This window comes from Chitinophaga sp., from assembly GCF_039596155.1.
Lineage (GTDB): Bacteria > Bacteroidota > Bacteroidia > Chitinophagales > Chitinophagaceae > Chitinophaga.
This window is the reverse complement of the sequence record NZ_JBCNKF010000028.1, coordinates 74,947-97,162: the sequence shown is the minus strand read 5'-3', so window position 1 is coordinate 97,162 and position 22,216 is coordinate 74,947. Positions and strand designations below refer to the sequence as shown.

Genomic DNA, 22,216 nt, shown 5'->3' with positions numbered 1-22,216 from the left:
AGAGGGAAAGTCAATGGCAGACTTTCCCTTTTATGTTTTTATCAGGGCCCATCGCTGCTGATGGCACACCCATTTTATCCTGGTTGACCGCTGTCTTTCTATAAATCCACCGTTCACTCACCTATGGCTCCGGCGCCGTCTGTTGCCGCACCATGCCTCCAAACAACCCGCCAAATCCTACCCTCACTCCCATCCTTGTCTTATCCTGGCTCTGGTAACCGGCAATAACATCAACGCGCAACACCTTGAAAATATTCTCCAATCCGGCAAAAACTTCCACATAATTTTTATCCTGATTCACATAGAACGCATTGGAACCCGCGACCAGATTCCATTTCAACCTATTCAACAATGGGATCTTATTTGTCAGCAAACCGTTGAAATGATGCTCCACATTTGCCGTCGCATAAAATGCCTCTGTTGTACTGTATTTATAATAAGGCGCCAGCTGGAAACTATTCAGGTAGTTAATGTTGTAAAACGTCTGGTTACCATTGAAGTGTTGATAATCAGGAATATCCACATGCTTGTCATTCAGGAAACCTCCTACTCTCACCCGGTACATAAACTCTCCGAACAACTTCAGATTCATATTATCTTTCACCTGTACCTGCCACTTGTCAAAGTCTGCGTCACTCCCCGCGATTCCGTGGATACCTTTTGTATATGTCACGCCGAAAATCGGATACTTCGATCCAAATGCAATCTTCCTGTCGGGCAACTCTATAAACTTCTGCCCCGGCTGGAAAGAGAACCCAACCTCAGCCACCAATGCCTGGTTGCGGGTAAAAGGTATATCCGCCAGCTCATACGGATGATTCGGTAAAAACGTCTTTTTACTATTCTTAAAAAACACAAAATCAGTCGTGTTCTCCAATGGCAGGCGATCCTCATACCGTACCCCGAGCCTGAGGAATGAATTATTCTCGAACCTCCGCGTAAACTGCAGGGTCGTGAAGTAATTCTCATACAGTTTCATATAATTCTCCTTCAAGAACAATGTATAGAACTCATTCTCCAGCGGAGAAATCGGGTTATCCTTATTGAACTGGCTTACCCGCTTACCACCGCCCAGCAACCAGGTATTCTGACCGATCCGGTTCCTGATCCTGCTCTCCTGTGTCCAGTTGACATAAGTCCACGCATTCAGGTGTGTATTGCTGAATCCATAGCGGATAAAAGGCATGATCTTCAGCTCCTGTGACTTCGGCAGGTTCAGTTTCAACTCAGGTTCCACACTTAGTACCAGCCCTTCTACAGTGTTGTACTCGAGTTGTCTGAGTAACCCTTTCAGCTGGATCTGGTTGGAATAGATGCCTGTGTCACGGCGGAAATAATAGTTATGCTTTGCCCCAGACCAAAAGAAGTCGGTTATTTTGACAGGCTTCTGGCGCTTCCGTAGCGTATCCAGTGTTCTGGATGACCGGGCACTATCCCGCTCGGCCTGCGCCGTACTATCTTTTACATGGAAGTCTCTCACCTCCTCTTTTTCTAGTGGCACCGGGCGGATGCTATCCCAGTAAGCCAGTAGTTTTTTATCGAAAGCGGTATCGTACCGCATGATCGTCTTATCAAAATGTTTTTTTGAGAAATTCGGATGCAGGTCGTAATTGGAATACACATTCACGAAGTTCCCGACCATGTCAAACCCCATTTGTTTAATGCTCATTGTGATCACCTGGTCCTTGGTCCTCCATACCTCGTTATTCACCGGTACATGGATCTGGCGAATGCGCAAAGTATCCATGATCTCGAGTTGGTAATCCTGTGTCAGCATCAGGTCTGCACTATGAATGCGCCAGTCATCGTCCGTAATGAAGATAGTTCCGGCAAAGAGCGGCTCGAATTTCCTGCGGGGAATTACTTTTATCTTGTTCACTGTTTTCCCGTCGTCCTGGAAGGTACCTTCCAACTGGTACTTATAATATAGCAATGCATTTTCTGCGATGGGAGAAATATACCCTCTTTTATTAAACTGGGTGATCACCGCAGTTACATTGTTGTCATAGAAATCGATGAATGCCGGAAAACTAAATCCAAACCCACCACCGCTCTGGCGGGCAGATAGTACCTCTACCTTGATATTGTCCGGCTCCTGGAAGTCTACACGGGTCATAGATTCAGAAAGGAACACGACACCCTGCCCGTTGGAGTCCAGCCCCATATCTTTCTTGTTAATTTTCTGGAAGAACACCTGTTCGGGAACATTTCGGAGTTTAAACATCCCTTTGATATAATCATTGCAGGTGTATTCGCTTACCTGGTGACGGTAATAGTTGCGCTTTTTGATGGCAGCCCTGATAATCGCGTAGGCAGGATCTTCTCCGCCTGACCTGATCACGACCTCTTTGATCTGCATACTTACAGGTTGTAAGGCAAAGTTGAGCGTCTGATCTGCATTGGTCACCGTCAGCTGCTTTTCCATTTTACGGTACCCCATATACTGGCATACCAGTGTATAGGTACCGGCAGGCAGGTCCAGCTGATACTGCCCGTCAGCATTGCTGGTAGTACCGGTGGTCGTACCTTTTATAAAGATCGTTGCGTAAGGAAGCGGGGTTTGTTGTTCATTGGTGATACGCCCTTTGATAATGGCGGCCTGTGAGGCATAAAATAAAATGCTAAAGAATACGGTCAATGCGGTTTTGGGCATAATCACTGTTATGTGAGAAAATCACTGTTTGTGTGAGGGGCTCCGTTAAAGGCCTCTATCCTGCAAAGATCTCATTTTTAATCTTACGTCAATGAGACTTTTGCTATTATGTAAGAAAATCGCTTTTACTCCAGGCAAAAGCGATTTTCATAAGTATTTCCTGTATAAAGATGTGTCTATAATTTTTTATTGTACCGCAGGTAACTACCGGACAAGCTGCCCAGACCTGCAACCAGTCCACCAATAAATGCACTTACTACACCTATCAGTATAGGACTTTTGATTTTCAGTATCAACTCACTCATCCTGTTTGCCAGGATGTGATCATTCCGGATATCTGCCAGGAAGGCTAATGCCAGCCAAAGCAGGAATACGGCAATGAAGCCATTCATAAAACTACGAAATGGTGGCAACGGGATGATCACAGCTACTAAAAAAGCTGCAATTGCCACTGTCCACCATGGTAAAAATAAACCACCCAGGTAGCTGAGTATAACGATTAAGATAAAACGAGGGAAAGACTTCATAACGGAAAGATAAGGAAAAAAAACGCTCGTTATAACGTCAGGAATCCTTCGATTTGTTTTCTCACCCTGTTGTAAGTGTCAGGCTGAATGACTGCCGAATTTGGAACAATGAGCTGGTTCCAGCTGTAGTTTTCTTTGTAGTCCCAGGCACTTTGTCCATTGGAGGCAAATACCTCGAGTCTGAAGCTGCGGGACTTATCAAGGTCATTTGTCAGCTTGTACCATTCAGGACCACCTTCTTTCTTTGCTTTATCAACGCCTTTACCGAACGACACCTGTACAGCGATCACATACTTCACGCGGAGCAGGATACACAGCCCCGTCTTGTCCAGGTAATACGGCTGATCCGGTTCAATGCCGGCATCTGTAAGCAATTTGTTTGTTCTCGAAGCAGGCTGGCAGGTATCGCCACCCGCATAGATAGAATTGTAGAGTGCTTCCTGTAAAAAGACGCCAATCTTTTTACTATACTCTTGCATTTCGGGTGTAACTTCTCCGGCAGGTACGCCAAAATTAATGGAAACCGGGAGAATCGCTACCCCTCGCTGCGCAAAGGCAGCTACCGTGGCCATCAGGAATAGGCATAGGAATAATGAGCGACGCATAGGATAAAATAAAATGGGTAAAGGAAATAAAAAAGGGCTGAACAAATGTGTCATTTTGTTCAGCCCTTCAAATATGCAAAATTATTTGCTTATTTCCAACGCCTGATTGATATCATCAATAATATCCTGTGCATTTTCAAGCCCTACAGAGATACGGATCATGCCCGGAGTGATGCCAACTTTCAGTCTTTCCTCATTACTCAGCTTAGCATGAGTAGTACTTGCCGGATGTGATGCAATGCTGCGGCTATCGCCCAGATTTGCTGTCAGGGTAAGCATCTTCAGTGCATCGAGGAAACGTGTACCCTGTTCAAGACCGCCCTTCAATTCGAAGCAAACGATCCCACCACCGGCGGTCATTTGTGCCTTCGCTATTTCGTGCTGGGGATGACTGGCAAGCATCGGGTACTTCACCCACTGCAACAATGGATTCCCTTCCAGCGCCTTTGCCAGTGCCAGTGCACTTTCGCAATGTCTTGCCATACGAATATGCAGGGTTTCCAGGCTCTTACTCAGTACCCATGCATTAAATGGAGACATGGCTGGCCCGGTGCTGCGACAGAAAGTATGTATTTCCCTGATCAGGTCTTTTCTTCCAACTACTACCCCGCCTAATACACGACCCTGTCCATCCATCCACTTGGTGGCAGAGTGCGTAACGATGTGCGCACCCAATGTGATCGGCTTTTGCAATACAGGAGAGGCAAAGCAGTTATCCACGTTTAATATTACACCATGCTTGTCGCAGATTTTCGCCAGCAGGCTGATATCAACAACTTCCAGGCCCGGGTTCGAAGGCGTTTCGACAAACATCATCTTTGTGTTTGGCCTGATCAGCGCCTCGACGGTTTCTGGTTTATTGATATCGAAGTAAGTGTATTCAATACCCCATTTAGGTAGAAACTTTGTAATAACTGTATGCGTAGAGCCAAAGATGGAGCTGGCAGAGAGCAGGTGATCGCCTGCATTCATGAGGGCCATGAAACTCGCAAATATGGCGCTCATACCGGATGCAGTGGCATAACCATCTTCAGCCTGTTCCAGGCTACATACCTTGCGCACGAATTCGTCTACATTTGGATTGCTGAAACGGCTGTATATATTATTATCCGTTTCATCGGCAAAAGTAGCACGCATTTCTTCTGCACTGTCATAAGTAAAACTGGATGTAAGGAAGAGCGGGGTGGAATGCTCCATCTGCCATGTCTTCTCGGTCTGTATTCTGACTGCGTTTGTCTCCGGCCGGTATTGATCTTTCTCCATTACTAATGTTGGTTGTTTGTATACAAATTGATTGGTTGGTTGCTAAGGGCAATTTGCGGTAAGCCTGTCAACAGCGGGTAATTTTCCATTACCTGACTCTGTCAAGTATTTACTTGCCTCAATCAACCATTTACCCTGGTTTCCCATGTCAGATTGCCTCCCGCGCGACGCAGGGTCTCTGCAACTGAACAATATTTCGTCATAGACAGTTCCACTGCTCTTGCTGCCTTATCGGGATCCAGGTTTTCACCGGAAAGGTGGAAGATGATATGAACGTTCTCCCAAATAGAAGGTTCTTTCCCTTTTTCACGCTCCCCGTCTATCTCGATTTTAAAATCACTCAGGTCCTGGCGTTGTTTTTTCAGGATCATCGCCACATCTATTGCAGAGCAGCCACCGAGTCCCATCAGCAACATCTGCATCGGTCTTACGCCGTTATTCTTTCCGCCGTTCTCCAGGGAAGAGTCCATCAAAACTTTATGTCCCTGCTCGTCCACTGCTTCCATATTGAATGCGTCGTCTATTCTCTGTAGTGAAATCTTCATATTCAGTGTTGTTTATCCTACAAATATAAACAATACAAGAGGATTTTTCCGCCCGAAGGAGGCCACAATGACCTGGCGCATGCTACGCACCGTTTGTTTAAATCCGGTTGAGTAAAATAATTGCAAAGGATATCCTCCCTTACCATGGGCGCTGATGCCAATCCCGGGGAGGAAATAATTCCAACAACCACAGCCCTTTCAATCACAGGACCTCTTCCAATCCTGAAAGTTATAATTTGTTCAAAATTCTATTACCTCAGATTATTTTGCCATCAAATAAAACAATTGAAGATGCATTTTCCATGCTTCCTAAGCCCCTAATAAATTTGATAATTTCCAAATTTCTCCCCGATTTCTTGTCTTTAACTCCTCATATGTTATATTTGCGCAAATTTTTGCGGGGTTTTGACGGTACAGATCTATCATAATAAGCACACATTTACATTGGAGTCCGGGGTCGTTTTACCGGAACTGCAAATCGCCTATCACACATATGGAACGCTGAACCACAGCCGTAACAACGTGATATGGATCTGCCATGCCCTTACTGCCAATTCGGACGTTGCCGACTGGTGGAAAGGCCTGATCGGTCCGGGTAAGGCTATTGACCCTGCCCGCCATTTCATTGTTTGTGCAAACATATTGGGCTCCTGCTATGGCAGTTCCGGCCCGCTATCCATCAATCCTGCCACCGGAAAGCCTTATTATTCTACCTTCCCACAAATTACTGTGCGGGACATGGTACAGGCACATACCCTCCTGCGGGCGCACCTGGGCATTGAAGAGATTCAATTACTCATGGGCGGCTCTATGGGCGGCTACCAGACCCTGGAATGGGCCTTGCTGGAACCAACCCGCATCCGCCAACTGGCACTGCTCAGTACCGGCGCCTCCGAAAGCGCCTGGGGGATCGCTATTCATACCGCTCAGCGACTCGCTATTGAAGCTGATAACACCTGGCGGGACCCTCGCCCGGATGCAGGTGCCAATGGTTTAAAAGCCGCCAGAGCTATCGGTATGCTCACCTATCGTAACTACCAGACCTTCGTTCGTACACAGTCTGACCCGGACAATGAAAAGACGGACGACTTTAAGGCCGCTTCCTATATCAATTACCAGGGAGATAAACTGGTGAAAAGATTTAATGCCCAGGCCTACTGGCGCCTCACCAAGGCGATGGATAGTCATAACATCGCCCGTGGCCGGCTTACAGACCAGGCAGGCACCCTTGCACTCATCAAACAGCCTACCCTGATTGTGGGCATTACCAGTGATGTCCTCTGCCCTCCGGAAGAGCAACATTTCCTGGCAAAGCATATTCCGGACGCTACTTATCATGAGATCGATTCTTCGTATGGGCATGATGGTTTCCTGATCGAAGTAGATAAGATCGATGAGTTGCTGAATGAATGGCTGGCCTGAGTCCATCTATAACCGATGGATATTGCTAACCGACGGTGCTGATTCCTTCTAAAATAATTGAGTTACTGAATGAATGGCTGGCCTGTGTCCATTCAAAATACCCGTATTTTCACCAAATCACTATCTTACCTATGCGTTAAAATCTGATTAAAAAGGTCTTAAAATTCCTTAAGACCCTTCAAACTATTATACCCCCAATCTATATTTGTATCAGATTATAGCATGACAAAGGTATTTTCTTACATATTACTCTTCCTACATATTGCGACTACTATGTTTATTCCGGTTGCGGATGAGAAAGACATATATGATACCCGCGGCAGACAGATCAATGATGTCAACACCATTTTCGATTTCGTCAATCATGTTATCCTGGGCAATACGGAGGTTACCCAGCAGGACGAAGACGATGATCAGCCACACTACTTCACCGGAAGCAACAGCGTGTCTTACTACATCTCTAATCCAGAACAAATCACCTGCTGCAAGCAGGAACCCTCTACCAATGATCTGGCTGTAGCTTACCCGCTGGTGGCAGTGCAAAAACCACTGACCATCGCCTACGAGATCCTCACCCCTCCCCCGGAAGCTTAATTTTTCACCATTCATAATTCAAGCACTTTTATCACCTGGAAAGGCTGATAAAGAATCGTTGTGTGCCTACAGGCTCTACACATTAAAATAGTCTTAAAATAAAATCAGATGTATAGTCGGGATTCTAAAACAAAGCGCCATCCCCGGATTGTAGCCAGTTGCATCATCATGTTGTTATTCGCATTCAAGGCCACAGCACAGGATACTGTGCACATTAGCCTGCAGGATGCTGAAAAACAATTCCTGGAAAAAAACCTGGACCTGCTGGCAGAGAAGTACAATATTTCTATCGCCCGCGCACAGATCATCCAGTCTAAATTGTACAACAACCCCACCCTTCAGATGAGTGGAAACCTGTACAATCCAAACAGGAAACAGTTCTTCGACGTGAGCAATCAACACGGTCAGTATGATATCAGTGTTACGCAGCTCATTTCCCTGGCAGGCAAAAGGAACAAACAGATAAAACTGGCGCAAACAACCGCTGCTATGTCTGAAAATGCTTTCTTCGATTTGCTGAGAACCCTGCGTTACTCTCTCCGCAGCAACTTCTACCAGGCCTACTACCTGCAGAATTCTATGAGAGCCTATGCGGATCAGATCACCTCGCTCGAAAAAATGGATGCAACCTACAAAGACCTGCAAGCCAAAGGCCTGGTGACCCTGAAAGATGCTGTACGTCTGCGTTCCCTGCTCTATAGCCTGAAGGCCGACCGTACCGCCGCCGAGAACCAGGTAAGCGATATCGAATCAGAACTCCAGATCCTGCTTGCAAACAATCACGCTTATTATATCATAGACCTGCCTGAAAATGCAGCGGCCAACCTGCCTGCTATACGCAATACCAGTCTGCAAAGCCTGGTAGACACCGCATACGCCAACCGTCAGGATCTGCTGATGGCTCAAAACAATCTGCTCTATAACCAACAAAACCTGAAACTGCAAAAAGCAATGGCTGTTCCCGACCTGAACCTGGGGGCAGAATTTGATAAACGCGGCAGCTTCGTGGACAATGCCAGCTTCCTCAACGTAGGCATCGACCTGCCATTCTTCAACAGGAACCAGGGTAATATCAAAGCTGCCCAATACAGCATTGATCAAACCAAACTACAGGTTACACAGCAATCTCAAAAAGTGGAAAATGAAGTGCAGACCGCTTACGTGAAAGCATTGAACACAGATAAAATGCTGGAATCAGTAGATCCGCAGTTCCGTGGACAGTTCGAACAACTCCTGAAATCTGTTACTGACAACTTCCTGAAGAAGAACCTCAGTCTCCTGGAACTGACCGACTTCTACGACTCTTATAAAGAAAATATGCTGCAACTGAACCAATTGCAAAATGATAGGATGCAGGCGATAGAGACACTCAATTTTGCTGTTGGTAAAACTTTGTTCAATAATTAATCATAACCTAAGTATAGTCATGAAACCTTTTATTATATATCTCTTCCCTGTTGCACTCGGCGCCCTGTTGACGGCATGCGGCGGTACCAAACCTGAAGTAGCCAAAGATGAAAACGCGTTGTCCGACAGCCTGGTAAAAAACGTGCAAACCGCACCAGCTACCTTTGAAAATCCTTCGGAAACTATCAAACTGAATGGTAAGATCGTACCGGACGAAACAAAAGAAGCTAAAGTATACGCCCTGGTAAGTGGTAAGATCAGGTCTGTGAATGTGGAACTGGGTGACTACGTAAAACAGGGGCAGGTGCTCGCGGTACTGCAGAGTACCGAAGTAGCCGGCATCAGCAACGATGTATCTGTGTCTGAATCCAACCTCGCCCTGGCAAAGAAGAACGTGGAAACTCAAAAGTCCCTCTTCGAAGGTAACCTCGCTACCCAGCAGGATTACCTGGCCGCTCAGATCGAAGAAAAGAAAGCTGAATCTGAACTGAACCGTGCCCGCCAGGTAGCTAACATCACCGGTGGCAGCAGCTCCGCTTATACACTGAAAGCACCGATCAACGGGTACGTGATTGAGAAAAATATTTCTAATAACTCTGAAGTACGCCAGGACAACAACGCCAACCTCTTTACTGTGGCTGACCTGAACACCGTATGGATCATTGCAAATGTATACGAGGCAGATATTCCTGCTATCAAACTGGGCGACGAAGTTCGTGTATCCACACTGGCTAGTCCCGAGAAAGATTACATTGGTAAGATTGATAAGGTCTATAATGTACTGGATCCTTCTAACCGTACCATGCAGGTACGTATCAGCATGCAAAACAACGGCGGGGAACTGAAGCCTGAAATGTTCGCTACCGTAAAAGTAAATACCAAACCAGCGGCTACCAGCATGCTGAGCATCCCTGCCAATGCAGTTGTGATGGACAACAGTAAGCAATATGTAGTGGTAAAAACCGCCAAAGGCCTCGAAATCCGTGAGATCAAGGTAATTCGCCGTATCGACAACAGGGCGTTTATCTCTGGCCTGCAGGTGAATGACCAGGTGGTAACCAGCTCCCAGGTATTTATTTATGATGCCCTTAATACAAAATAATCCATGCAGAAAGTCATAAAAAAGATTATTGCTTTTTCGTTAAAGAACAAGCTATTCATAGGTTTTGCGACCATCGTCCTCATTGTATGGGGTGTGATCGCATTCAAAAACATTCCCATTGAGGCTTTTCCGGATGTAACGAATACACAGATCACTATCATCACCCAATGGCCCGGCAGAAGCGCCGAAGAAGTGGAGAAGTTCGTGACCGTGCCGGTGGAGATAGCGATGAACCCGGTGCAGAAAAAAGAATCCGTGCGTTCAACCACGGTATTCGGATTGTCAGTGGTGAAAGTAATTTTTGAAGACGGTGTAGACGATGCATTTGCCCGCCAACAGGTCAACAACCTGCTGCGCGACGTAGAACTGCCTGATGGCGCCGATCCTGATGTACAGCCTCCTACCGGCCCTACCGGTGAGATCTTCAGGTATACACTGGAGAGCAAGACCAAAACCGTCAGAGAGCTGAAAACACTACAGGACTGGGTGATTGAACGCCGCCTGTTGAATGTACCCGGTGTCGGCGATGTTGTGAGTTTTGGTGGTGAGGTGAAGACATACGAAATCACTGTGAATCCACAGAAACTGGCTTCTTATGACATTACCCCGCTGGATGTATCGAGCGCAATTTCCAAAAGTAATATCAACGTCGGTGGTGATGTGATCGTAGATAACTCACAGGCTTACGTAGTACGTGGTATCGGTTTATTGAACAACGCAGAAGAGATAGGCAATATTATCGTAGACAACATCAACGGTACGCCTATTCTCGTAAAAGACATCGCTAGTGTGTCTGTCTCTGCCCTGCCCCGCTTAGGTCAGGTAGGTCGTGACAAACAGAATGATGTGGTAGAAGGTATCATTGTGATGCGTAAAGGGGAAAACCCCAGTGAGGTGATCAAACGCGTGCAGGACAGAATCACTTACCTCAATGAAAAAGTACTGCCACAGGATGTAAAGATCAATACTTTCTATAATCGTAGTGACCTGATCGAATTTGCGACACACACGGTACTGCACAATATGCTGGAGGGTATCATCTTCGTAACAGTGATCGTATTCCTCTTCATGGCAGACTGGCGCACTACCGTGATCGTTGCCATCGTGATTCCGCTGGCCCTGCTCTTTGCATTTATTTGTCTGACACTGAAAGGCATGTCTGCGAACCTGCTGTCGATGGGGGCGATTGACTTCGGTATCATCATTGACGGTGCCGTCGTGATGGTAGAGGGTATTTTCGTACTGCTCGACCAGCGCGCGCACCAGATGGGTATGGAACGGTTTAACAAACTTTCCAAACTGGGCATTATCAAGAACACCGGTGGCGAACTGGGTAAGGCGATCTTCTTCTCCAAACTGATCATCATCGCAGGTCTGCTGCCAATCTTCTCCTTCCAGAAAGTAGAAGGTAAGATGTTCTCACCACTGGCATGGACACTGGGCTTTGCACTGCTGGGTGCACTGATCCTGACACTGACACTGATTCCGTTGCTCAGTAGTATTTTATTGCGTAAGAATGTAAGAGAGAAACACAACGTGTTCGTTGAATTCATTACCAATGGTGTAATGAAAATGTTTGCCTGGACATATAGGAATAAACGCCTGTCACTGCTGGTAGCAGTAGGTTTGGTGGTAGTGGGCCTGTTTAACTTCAAGTTCCTGGGTAGTGAGTTCCTGCCGGAACTGGATGAAGGTGCCATCTATATCCGTGCTACCTGTCCCCTCAGCGTGTCGCTGGAAGAATCTAAATCTATTGCGAACAAAATGCGCCGGATCATCCTTTCTTATCCGGAGGTAAAACAAGTGATGTCGCAAACGGGCCGTCCGAACGATGGTACGGATGCAACCGGTTTCTACAACATCGAGTTCCATGTAGATATTTATCCGAAGAAACAGTGGAAGAGCGGTATTACCAAGGAAGAGCTGATTGACCGTATGCAACAGAAACTGTCAGTCTATCCCGGTATCAACCTGAACTTCTCGCAGCCGATCATGGATAACGTGGAGGAAGCAGTATCAGGTGTGAAAGGTTCTCTCTGTGTGAAGATCTATGGTGACAGCCTGGCCTATACGGAAGGCAAAGCCAACCAGGTATACGACATCATGAAGAAGATCCCTGGTGTAGAAGACTTAGGTGTGATCAAGAATATCGGCCAGCCGGAACTGGATATCGAACTGGATGAAAACAAAATGGCGCTGTATGGTGTGACTACAGCCGATGCGAATGCAATTATCGAAATGGCAATCGGTGGTAAAGCCATCACTCAGATCTACGAAGGTGAGCGTAAGTTCCAGCTACGTTTGCGTTATGAGGAGCAATACCGTAACAACGCGGAGGCGATCAGTGACCTGATGGTACCTACCCTGCGTGGAGCAAAAGTGCCGATCAAGAATATCGCTACTATCAAAACACTGACGGGGCCGAGCATCATTTTCCGTGATGATAACAGGCGTTATACAGCCGTGAAGTTCTCCGTACGTGGTCGTGACATGGGTAGTGTGATTGCGGAAGCACAATCGAAAGTGGACAAGGATGTGAAACTGGATAAAGGATATGAAATGCAGTGGGCAGGTGACTTTGAAAACCAGCAGCGTGCTACCAAACGCCTGACACAGGTGGTACCGATCAGTTTGATGATCATCTTCCTGATTCTCTTTGTGATGTTCGGCAATGTGAAGGATGCGGGACTGGTATTGATCAACGTACCGTTTGCAATTATAGGTGGTATCGCCGCACTGCTGATATCAGGTACTAACTTCAGTATTTCCGCTGGTATCGGTTTCATTGCGCTCTTTGGGATCTGTATACAGAACGGGGTGATATTGATATCCGTCTTTAAGAACAACATGGCGAAGGTGAAGAAGCATGATTTCAACCACCATACACTGGAGGTTTCTATCCGCGATGGGGTGCGTGAAAGGGTACGTCCTGTGGTGATGACAGCACTGATGGCAGCGATTGGTTTGTTGCCCGCAGCTTTGTCAAAAGGTATCGGGTCAGAGACATCCAAGCCACTGGCAATTGTGGTGATCGGGGGATTGATTACGGCGACTATACTGACGTTATTGGTCTTCCCGCTGTTCTTCTACCTGGGATACCGGAAGGTTGGCCAGAAGATGGACTAAGCGTAATTGAATATATTAGAAGATGTCTCATGTTATGTGGGGCATCTTCTTTTTTTTGGGGTATTATTATTGATAGATTTCTTTTTTACTGTTTTTTGTTGAGGTGTATTTATCGTCTGTTCCGGCCTGGGATTTCTCGCGGGTTTATTTACGGGCTAATCTGCCGCTAGCAATTTTATCTTACATCGCGTTTCCTGTTCCGGTTTGATCTTTCTTACGGGTTTATTTACCGGCTAGTCCACACGGTCACTTTTATTATACAAGTATACTTTAATGTACTTATGATGTCGTTTTGGAGAAATTGTGATTGTATCGTCACATTGGAAATCTCACTTTTGGTTTTTATTAACATTATTTAACTATATTCATTTAAAATTATACACCCCGTCAATCGAAATCGTTAAATCGCCACTATATGAAGAACTGCATTGTAACAACCAGTCTGTGTTGTATGCTGCTATTATCCTTATTCACTGTAGCATACGGTCAGCAAAAAACCATTACAGGCACCGTAACCAATAAGACTACCGGCGAACCCTTAGCAGGTGTAACCGTCAGCTTAAAAGGTGCATTGTCCGGCACTATCACCGATGGCAGCGGGCATTATAAATTCAATACCGCCCGATCGTTGCCACTGACCCTTATTTTCTCGTCTGTAGGTTTTAAAAGTGAACAGGTGCAGGTCTCGACAGAAGCAAACAACAATATACAGCTGAGCTCCACCGAAATACTGGGTGAAGAGGTGGTCGTAGCCGCCAGCCGTGTATCTGAATCTATCCTGACCTCTCCAGTGTCTATCGAAAAACTCAATGCTACTGCCATCCGGGAAACGCCTACGCCCAATTTCTACGATGCACTTCCCTCTCTGAAAGGCGTAGAAACCAGTATGCAGAGCCTTACCTTCCGCACGGTAACCACCCGTGGTTTCAATACCAATGGGAACACCCGCTTCAATCAGCTGGTAGATGGTATGGATAACCAGGCACCCGGTCTCAACTTCTCTGTGGGTAACATCCTGGGACTTTCTGAACTGGATGTCGCTTCTGTAGAATTACTCCCCGGTGCATCTTCCGCCCTGTATGGTGCAGGTGGTATGAACGGTACCCTGCTCATGACAAGTAAAAGCCCTTTTGAATACCAGGGACTCAGTCTGCGCCTGCAGAGTGGTGTCAACCATGTTAATAAATTACAGCAGCCGTATGTCGGGTTTATTCCTGACCTGGCAGCCCGTTATGCAAAAGCTTTTGGTCGCTTCGCGTTTAAACTGAACGTAAGCTACCTGCAGGCTGACGACTGGCAGGCAGTGGACTCTACCAATTACGACCGCCTGAATGGCCGAACCAAGGCTGGTTACTCGCATGCCACAGATCCCAATTATGACGGGATCAATGTGTACGGCGACGAGATCACTACCACCTATGGTGTTTCTGCCGGTTACCTGAACGGAGTTGCCGTATCCCGCACCGGGTACAGGGAAAAGGACCTGGTAGATTATGGTACGAAGAGCCTGAAATTAAGTGGCGCTTTACATTACAGGTTCACGGATAACCTGGAAGGTATTATACAGGGCAACTGGGGCCGTGGTACCACTGTCTATACCGGTTCTGACCGTTATTCACTCCGTAATTTTAATATGGGTCAATATAAGGTGGAGTTAAGAGGTAAACGATTCTACCTCCGCGCTTATACAACCCAGGAACGTTCCGGCGAAGCATATAACGCCACCGCATTGGGAACAATCTTAAATGAAGCGTACAATCCAAGTGCTACTTACGATGGTAGCGGGAATGTAACAGGTGGCTGGTTTGCGGAATATGCCACCGTATACAATCAGGCCAGACTGGGAGGATTTCCAGGTGCACCCGGCGTAAAAACAGACGCAGAAGCCCATGCGCTTGCCCGTGCTTATGCTGACAGGAACCGTCTCCAGCCCGGAACCACCGCTTTCGATGCCGCCAAAAAAACGATTACCTCCAGCTATATCGGGTTTGGTGCAGGTCGTAATGGGGCTAAATTCAATGATAAAACCAACCTGTATCACTACGAAGGCTTCTATGATTTCACCGATCATGTGAAAGTAGTGGAAGTGCAGGCTGGTGCAAGTTTCCGCCATTATGCCCTGAACTCAGACGGAACCATATTTGACGATGCGAACGGACGTATCGGCATCAACGAGTATGGCGGTTTTGTACAGGTGGGTAAGAAACTGGTGAATGACAGGATCAAGCTGACAGGTTCGGTTCGTTATGATAAGAATGAAAACTTTGATGGCAGGTTTACACCACGCATTTCCGGTGTGTTCACTGTAGCACCGCAACATAATATCCGCCTCTCGTTCCAGACCGCTTACCGCAATCCGACTAACCAGGATCAGTATATCGACCTGCCTATCCGCTCCAACACCAGGCTGATAGGCGGTTTACCTTCCCTGATCTCAAAGTATGACCTGTATAACAAAAAAGGATATACGCAAGCAAGTGTACAACAGTATGCAGCTACAGGTGATCCAACCAAACTGGAAGCGTATACCTTCGGGAAGTTCAGACCGGAAAGCGTGAGCTCTTACGAAGTAGGTTACAAAGGATTGATCAAAAACCGTTTACTGATCGATGCCTATTACTATTACAGCAAGTATACCAACTTCCTCTCCTACCTGGTACTGATCCAGCCTACGCAGCCACTGGCTTCAGATCCGGCGTTTAGCAGGGCGAATATCTTTGCCACTTATGTAAACAATCCAGCGGATGTAGTAACACAGGGTGGCGCATTGGGATTGGATTACCTGGTAGGAAAATGGACGATTACAGGAAATGTATCTTACAATGATATTACGAAGGATTCAAAATCTTTGACAAACGCATTTAATACGCCTAAATATCGCTTCAACCTGGGATTGTCGAACAGGAACGTCTATAAAAATCTGGGCTTTAATATTATGTATCGCTGGCAGGATGCATTCGTCTGGAATTCCAGCTTTGTGCAGGGCGAAGTAGCCGCTTATTCTACATTGGATGCACAGGTGAGCTACCGGGTACCGAAAGTAAATGCAACTATCAAAGTGGGTGGTTCTAACATTACGAATCATTATTACCAGACCTCTTTGGGTAATCCGAAGGCAGGCGGGATTTATTATATCTCGTTGTTGTTCGAAGATCTGCTGAAGTAGCACATTATACAAAGTATAAAGGAGTCTGTATCTTTCTTTGATACAGACTCCTTTTATTTTTACCATTAATGAGCACCAGTCGTATTGTAAGAAATTTCCAGCATGTCGTTTATGCCGGATACATGTCTCATTTCTTACTGTTGAATGATTGAAACTGCATCCTGCCGGTTGTTATATTTCTTATATAGGGAAGGTGTATTCTTCTCCCCTGACTTCAACGGTCGTATTATATCGGCTCTCCCACAATGGGTGGTGCAGTTGTGTCTCCTCATACTTCCGTAACTCTTCCTGTAATTGCTTCAGTACCCCCGGCTGCTTTGTCGATAAATCGTTTTTCTCTGCTCTGTCTTTACTCAGATCAAACAGCCATTGTTTTTTATCGTGCTCATTCACGATTAACTTCCAGTTCCCGCTACGATATGCTTTTGAAAAACCACTTCTCCAAAAGAATTTCTCATGCGGGTGCTTGCCTAATGAACCTTTTTGTAAGTAGGGCAAAAGGTTTACACCATCATAGGTCCTGTCTGCCGGCAGCTTTGCATCGGACAATGCGGCAGCGGTAGCAAAAATATCAAACGACGAAATTTCCTGTGCGGAAGTAGTGCCGCTGGCTATATGCCCGGGATAACGAACATAGAACGGTACGGATAATCCTCCCTCGAAGTGTGTGCACTTACCTCCACGTAAGGGATAATTGTCAGTAGCACGGGTATAGCTGGCACCGCCATTATCACTTGTAAAGAAGATAATTGTATTGTTCTCCACGCCGGCTGCTTTTACCTGTTGCAATACCTGTCCTACGGCATCGTCCAGCGCTTCAATCATGCCGTAGTAGATACGTTTCAGTGAATCTTTCTCGGTGGTGACTTTATTGTAGTAAGCTTTGGGCACCTGGAAAGGATCATGCGGCGCATTGAAGGTCAGGTATAAAAAGAAAGGACCGTCCTTATGTTGCTGAATGAACTTCGCGGCTTTATTGGCCAGGGAAAAAGTAAGATAGCTGGTATCTTTTACAATCTCCCGCCCCTCCCTGATAGCGGTGGCACCTTTGCGCGGTGTCCAGGCTATTTTGTCTGTGAGTGCCCAGGGCGCACGGATGCCGACATACCTGCTGGTATCCAGTTCACCTTCTGTATAAGGGGATAATCCTGCCTGAAAATAATAGCTGTAATCGAATCCTTTCTGATCAGGATAGAAGCCCTCTCCGGTTCCCAGGTGCCATTTACCTACGATGCCGGTAGCGTATCCCTTATCGTGGAGTAACTGCGCCAGGGTGAGCTCAGAAGCGGGCAATCCGTTTTGCGCAGCACCGTTGCCATCGGGCATAAATTCATACCCGAAGCGTACCTGGCTCCGACCGGTGATTAGTCCGGCACGTGAAGGGGAACAAATGGGGGCCGCTGAATAGGCCGTTGTAAAACGTATGCCGCTCTTTCCTAATCCGTCAATGTTAGGAGTATGTACTTTGGTATTTCCATACGCCTGTAAGTCGCTATAACCTAAATCATCTGCCAGGATCACAATTACGTTTGGCGGACGGTGCTGCGCAGTTGTTGTGTCCGTGAAGCTGCAAAGCATAGCTGCGCTCAATACGCCTGTTAAAAGATATTTTCTTTTCATTTATTAGTGCTTTTTACTGAATAATTCATCAAACGTGATACTTGCATAGTATAAACCACCGATGGAAGGCCCACTCATATATTGTGTATAATATTTATTCAGGACGTTGCTGCCACCGATTCTGATTGTGCTCCTGGCAGCCGGAATATGGTATGAGATCTGTGCGTCCAGTGACCCCCAGGCCGGCACATAACCATTGGCGATGCTGGATACCCAGTTAATACTACCCGACCAACGATAAGTGACATTGAAGCCGAAATTTTTGTATGCATGTACATTGCCGAAACTGAAACTACCGCTGAAGCGGGGTGTATTGAATCCACCGGAACTCAGGTAAGCATCCTGTGTACCAGCCTGGTCAAATCCATTGTAGGTACCGTTAGCCGAGAAACGGTAATCCTTTGGGAATATATAGTCAATACCCAGCGACACGCCGTAGTTGTAAACTTTCGAAGGCGTATTTGTATACACAGAATAGTTTGAATAATTGCCACCGGCTACCGCTATTGCTGCAGTACTGTCATTGGCGATCCCTGTAGCAAGGTTCACTTTTCCCACACCGATACCCTGAATAAATCCATCGAACTGCACCCAGAATGCAGATACATCCACAAAGAGTTTATCATTTAGCATTGAGCCTTTATAGCCCAGTTCAAATGTTAAGTTCTTTTCCGGGCGAATGTAATTGATAGGTGCTGCTATGAGTAAAGACTTATTTGCCTGAATTGCGGCGTTCCTGTCAGCACCAGCGCTTACAGCTTTGTTGACCGCTGCATTAAATGAAGTGATACTGGATGTGAAATAGGAGTTGCCGATGATATCGTAGGACTGCAGATTCTGTTTGATACCTCCTAATACCTGTGTCGTACCTAAGCGTAGATTAGCCCATGCATCCTGGAATACCGGCATGCGGTAACCATTCTGGAAGGATAAGCGGAAATTATGCTGTGCTGTGGGAGAATACACCAGTCCAAGTCGCGATGTAAACTGACCTGAAATATACTGGGCTTTATCATAGCGCACCGAACCCGTAGCCTTTAATTTGTCAGGGATAAGGTCTCTGCTCAGCTGTAAAAAGGCGCCTCCTTTCCAGGTGGTAATAGGTTTTCCGGTGGTATCGGGATAAAAAGTACCATCAGAGCGCAGGGAGCTGAAACGATAATCAGCCCCTACCTGCACGTTGACAAAACGAGTCGTCCATTTAGATAAATCTACCTGCAGTTCATTATGGATAAAATATCCTTTGGAAATGAACTTTGCTCCGGACGTCCAGCTGCCAATCCGCTTCAGACTATCTGCAATATGCGTGAAGGTGGTTGTACCTGCTGCGATACGGCCGTTATCAGCAGCTGACCTTGCGGCCTGCAGCGCGTCGTTCATGTTTTCGCCGGAGAAGGCATTCGTGAAGGCTTTGGTGAAATCACTGTACCATTGGTTATCGCTCTTCCAGGTACGGTTAATATTGTCTGCCAGGAAACGTATATTGTAGGAGTCACCTGAGTTTTCGGTATTGATATACCCTTTATAGGAAATAACCGGTGATTTGAATGAAATACCATGTTGTTGTACACTATAGTTTTTAAACTTCAGTTTGTTCGCCCTGGTAAATATATTATCTACCAGACCTCCCCTGTAGGTGTAGGAGAGCCGGGTATTACTGTTAAACTTATATACGAGGGTTGCATCTGCTTTTAACAGTTTAGATGCATAATCTGTCAGCTCAGCTTCTTTATAACCGGTTCGGCTGACGGCGACACTTTGGTTATTCAGGGTTAGTGTGCGATAACTTTCATCTCCATACACGTTCACACCATTGTAGCCCGGATCGAGTCTGTTCGCGATACTGCCATAGCCGGTTCCTGCGTTTAAATTCGTTTGCCGGCTGGTATCTCCCGATACCCAGTCACTGCCACGGGTATATGCAAAATTCACTTTAAAGGCCAGGTGTTCAGAGAGCGCTGATGCATACCGCAGGGAAAGGCTGGTATAAGCGGATGGCGACACGTAGGCATAAGGGTTGTTAATGTTGTTTATGCCACCTTTATAGTTAAAGCTCAGTCCCTGGTGCAGCCAGGGATCTTTGGTAATGGTGTTTACGAGGCCATTGGTCGCACTTAGACCATACAGCGCTGAAGATGCGCCGGGTATTAGTTCTACACTCTCTATATCCAGGTCGCCCGCACCGATGGTGTTCGCAATCGGAAAGTTTAACACCGGCGATTGATTATCCATTCCGTCTACCAGCTGTACAAAACGAAGATTGGTAGGATTCTGGAACCCACGTGTGTTGTAGACAGTGAAGAGCAGGCTTGTGTTCAATGTATTGACTCCTTTGAGGGAAGAAATGGCTTCATACGCGCTTATAGCAGGACTTTCAGCCAGTTGTCTGCTGCTCAGTTTCTCAATGGTAACTGGTGAACGTAATATAGATTCAGCATGACGGGAGGCTGTGACCACTACGTCATTCAGGTGTGTTACCTGTTTTTCGGGCAACACGATGGTGACAAAGCTGGCATTTTTTAATACCACCTCCTTATTCCCATAGCCAATATAGGTGACTACAAGTTTAACCGGAAACGCTGCCGGCACAGGCAAATGAAATATGCCGGCGGTGTCGGTCAGGGCGCCCGTTGTTGTGTTTTGCATCCACACGCTTGCACCCGGCACGGGTGTTCCTGTCTCCGGATCAATTACTTTACCTCTAATCTGGGCATCTGCGGCCATGGCCATCAGCATGCTTATCAATGCTAATATTGCTCTCATTTTATACGACGATAATTTAGATACTGAGAGACAATGGCCATTAGTCTACTAAATATGTAGACAAATATAGAAGAAGAAAGATTAATCAGCAGAAAAAAATTTCTGCGGGGGGAAAACGGTGCCCGGGACAGGCTAAATAGACGACGCCCTGAGCCATGCGACTCAGGGCGTCTTTTGTTGTAACCCTCATCGGCCCTTCCGGCCGTGAAGCATCTTTTATACATTAAAACGGAAGTGCATTACATCACCATCCGCTACGATATACTCTTTACCTTCAATTCTAAAGCGGCCGTTATCTCTTGCAGCTGCTTCCGAACCATACTTTACATAGTCATCATAAGCGATCACTTCCGCCTTGATAAACCCTTTTTCAAAATCAGTATGGATGACACTTGCTGCCTGTGGTGCTTTCCAGCCTTTGTGAATAGTCCATGCTCTCACCTCCTGTACACCTGCAGTAAAGTAGGTGATCAGTTCAAGCAGGTTGTAAGCAGAGCGGATCAGGCGGTTCAGACCGGGTTCAGTGAGGTTGTATTCGGAAAGGAACAGTTCCTTATCTGCCGGATCTTCCATTTCAGAGATCTGTGCTTCAATTGTATTGTTCATTACGATCACCTGCGCGCCTTCAGCCTTTACACCTTCCTGCAGTGCCTGTGAATATTTATTACCGGTGTGCATGCTGGCCTCGTCTACGTTCGCTACATACAGTACCGGCTTTTCGGTGAGCAGGAACAGGTCTGCGATAGCTACACGCTCTTCTTTGCTCAGTCCCAGTTCACGAATATTTTTACCTTGCTCCAGGTGTGCCTGGCATCTTTTCAGTATTTCAAATTCTACTTTTGCTTTCGGATCACCCCCTGTTTTGGCCATCTTTTCAGTACGGGCAATTTTCTTTTCCACACTTTCCAGATCTTTCAGCTGTAGTTCTGTATCGATAATTTCCTTGTCGCCGATAGGATTGATCGCACCTTCCTCGCGGAGGATGTTATCATCTTCGAAACAACGAATGACGTGCACGATGGCATCTACCTCACGGATGTTAGCGAGGAACTTGTTTCCAAGGCCTTCACCTTTACTGGCACCTTTTACCAGACCGGCGATATCTACGAATTCGATGGTAGTTGGAACGATCCTGTTTGGATTGACCAGTTCCGCCAGCTTAGCCAGTCTTTCGTCCGGTACATCTACCAGGCCTACGTTAGGTTCAATAGTACAAAAACGGTAGTTGCTAGCCTGCGCCTTTGCGCTGTTGCTTACCGCATTAAATAATGTCGATTTTCCTACATTCGGTAATCCAACAATTCCTGCTTGTAACGCCATTTTTTAAAAAATTTGCGCGAAGATAGTACTTTTTTCACTTAATTATGCAGTTTAGGTATACAGAGGTGTGTTATCGTTAAATTGATGGCCCGGCTGGCAGGCC

14 protein-coding genes are annotated in these 22,216 nt (G+C 46.4%); 6 read left to right on the top strand and 8 right to left on the bottom strand.

Going from position 1 to position 22,216, the window contains the following annotated elements:
• Nucleotides 1–121: 121 nt before the first annotated feature.
• From ABDW33_RS23710 to ABDW33_RS23690, 5 genes are all read right to left on the bottom strand, one after another.
• Nucleotides 122–2,653, bottom strand: coding sequence for a DUF5686 and carboxypeptidase regulatory-like domain-containing protein (locus ABDW33_RS23710; RefSeq protein ID WP_343692587.1), 2,532 nt, complete (start codon nt 2,651–2,653; stop codon nt 122–124).
• A gap of 176 nt (nt 2,654–2,829) precedes the next feature.
• On the bottom strand, nt 2,830–3,180 hold the full coding sequence (locus ABDW33_RS23705) for a hypothetical protein (RefSeq protein ID WP_343692586.1): 351 nt from the start codon (nt 3,178–3,180) through the stop codon (nt 2,830–2,832).
• Between the two features lie 29 nt (nt 3,181–3,209).
• Nucleotides 3,210–3,785, bottom strand: a complete 576-nt coding sequence (locus ABDW33_RS23700) for a hypothetical protein (RefSeq protein ID WP_343692585.1) — start codon at nt 3,783–3,785, stop codon at nt 3,210–3,212.
• 81 nt (nt 3,786–3,866) lie between these two features.
• Nucleotides 3,867–5,048 carry an aminotransferase class I/II-fold pyridoxal phosphate-dependent enzyme gene (locus tag ABDW33_RS23695; RefSeq protein WP_343692584.1) on the bottom strand — a complete coding sequence of 394 codons (1,182 nt, stop codon included), beginning with the start codon at nt 5,046–5,048 and terminating at the stop codon, nt 3,867–3,869.
• A gap of 122 nt (nt 5,049–5,170) precedes the next feature.
• Nucleotides 5,171–5,593, bottom strand: a complete 423-nt coding sequence (locus tag ABDW33_RS23690) for an OsmC family protein (RefSeq protein WP_343692583.1) — start codon at nt 5,591–5,593, stop codon at nt 5,171–5,173.
• 405 nt (nt 5,594–5,998) lie between these two features.
• Here ABDW33_RS23690 and metX point away from each other — a divergent pair, with 405 nt between their 5' ends.
• The 6 genes from metX (at nt 5,999) to ABDW33_RS23660 (ending at nt 16,410) form a co-directional block, all read left to right on the top strand.
• The gene (gene metX / locus ABDW33_RS23685) at nt 5,999–7,015 is read left to right on the top strand and encodes a homoserine O-acetyltransferase (RefSeq protein WP_343692582.1); all 1,017 of its coding nucleotides are present in this window, start codon (nt 5,999–6,001) and stop codon (nt 7,013–7,015) included.
• 222 nt (nt 7,016–7,237) lie between these two features.
• Nucleotides 7,238–7,609, top strand: coding sequence for a hypothetical protein (locus tag ABDW33_RS23680; RefSeq protein WP_343692581.1), 372 nt, complete (start codon nt 7,238–7,240; stop codon nt 7,607–7,609).
• Between the two features lie 108 nt (nt 7,610–7,717).
• Nucleotides 7,718–9,016 (top strand): TolC family protein, encoded by a 1,299-nt coding sequence (locus ABDW33_RS23675; protein ID WP_343692580.1) that lies wholly within the window; start codon nt 7,718–7,720, stop codon nt 9,014–9,016.
• A 19-nt stretch (nt 9,017–9,035) separates the two neighbouring features.
• Nucleotides 9,036–10,118, top strand: coding sequence for an efflux RND transporter periplasmic adaptor subunit (locus ABDW33_RS23670; RefSeq protein ID WP_343692579.1), 1,083 nt, complete (start codon nt 9,036–9,038; stop codon nt 10,116–10,118).
• Between the two features lie 3 nt (nt 10,119–10,121).
• Nucleotides 10,122–13,244 carry a CusA/CzcA family heavy metal efflux RND transporter gene (locus ABDW33_RS23665; protein ID WP_343692578.1) on the top strand — a complete coding sequence of 1,041 codons (3,123 nt, stop codon included), beginning with the start codon at nt 10,122–10,124 and terminating at the stop codon, nt 13,242–13,244.
• 415 nt (nt 13,245–13,659) lie between these two features.
• On the top strand, nt 13,660–16,410 hold the full coding sequence (locus tag ABDW33_RS23660; RefSeq protein ID WP_343692577.1) for a TonB-dependent receptor: 2,751 nt from the start codon (nt 13,660–13,662) through the stop codon (nt 16,408–16,410).
• A 180-nt stretch (nt 16,411–16,590) separates the two neighbouring features.
• Here ABDW33_RS23660 and ABDW33_RS23655 read toward each other — a convergent pair whose 3' ends face one another.
• The 3 genes from ABDW33_RS23655 to ychF form a co-directional block, all read right to left on the bottom strand.
• Nucleotides 16,591–18,030: a sulfatase-like hydrolase/transferase gene (locus ABDW33_RS23655; RefSeq protein WP_343692576.1), complete on the bottom strand. Its 1,440-nt coding sequence runs from the start codon at nt 18,028–18,030 to the stop codon at nt 16,591–16,593.
• A 3-nt stretch (nt 18,031–18,033) separates the two neighbouring features.
• Nucleotides 18,034–20,793, bottom strand: coding sequence for a TonB-dependent receptor (locus tag ABDW33_RS23650; protein ID WP_343692575.1), 2,760 nt, complete (start codon nt 20,791–20,793; stop codon nt 18,034–18,036).
• Nucleotides 20,794–21,009: 216 nt separating this feature from the next.
• The gene (gene ychF, locus ABDW33_RS23645; RefSeq protein ID WP_343692574.1) at nt 21,010–22,113 is read right to left on the bottom strand and encodes a redox-regulated ATPase YchF; all 1,104 of its coding nucleotides are present in this window, start codon (nt 22,111–22,113) and stop codon (nt 21,010–21,012) included.
• Nucleotides 22,114–22,216: the final 103 nt, after the last annotated feature.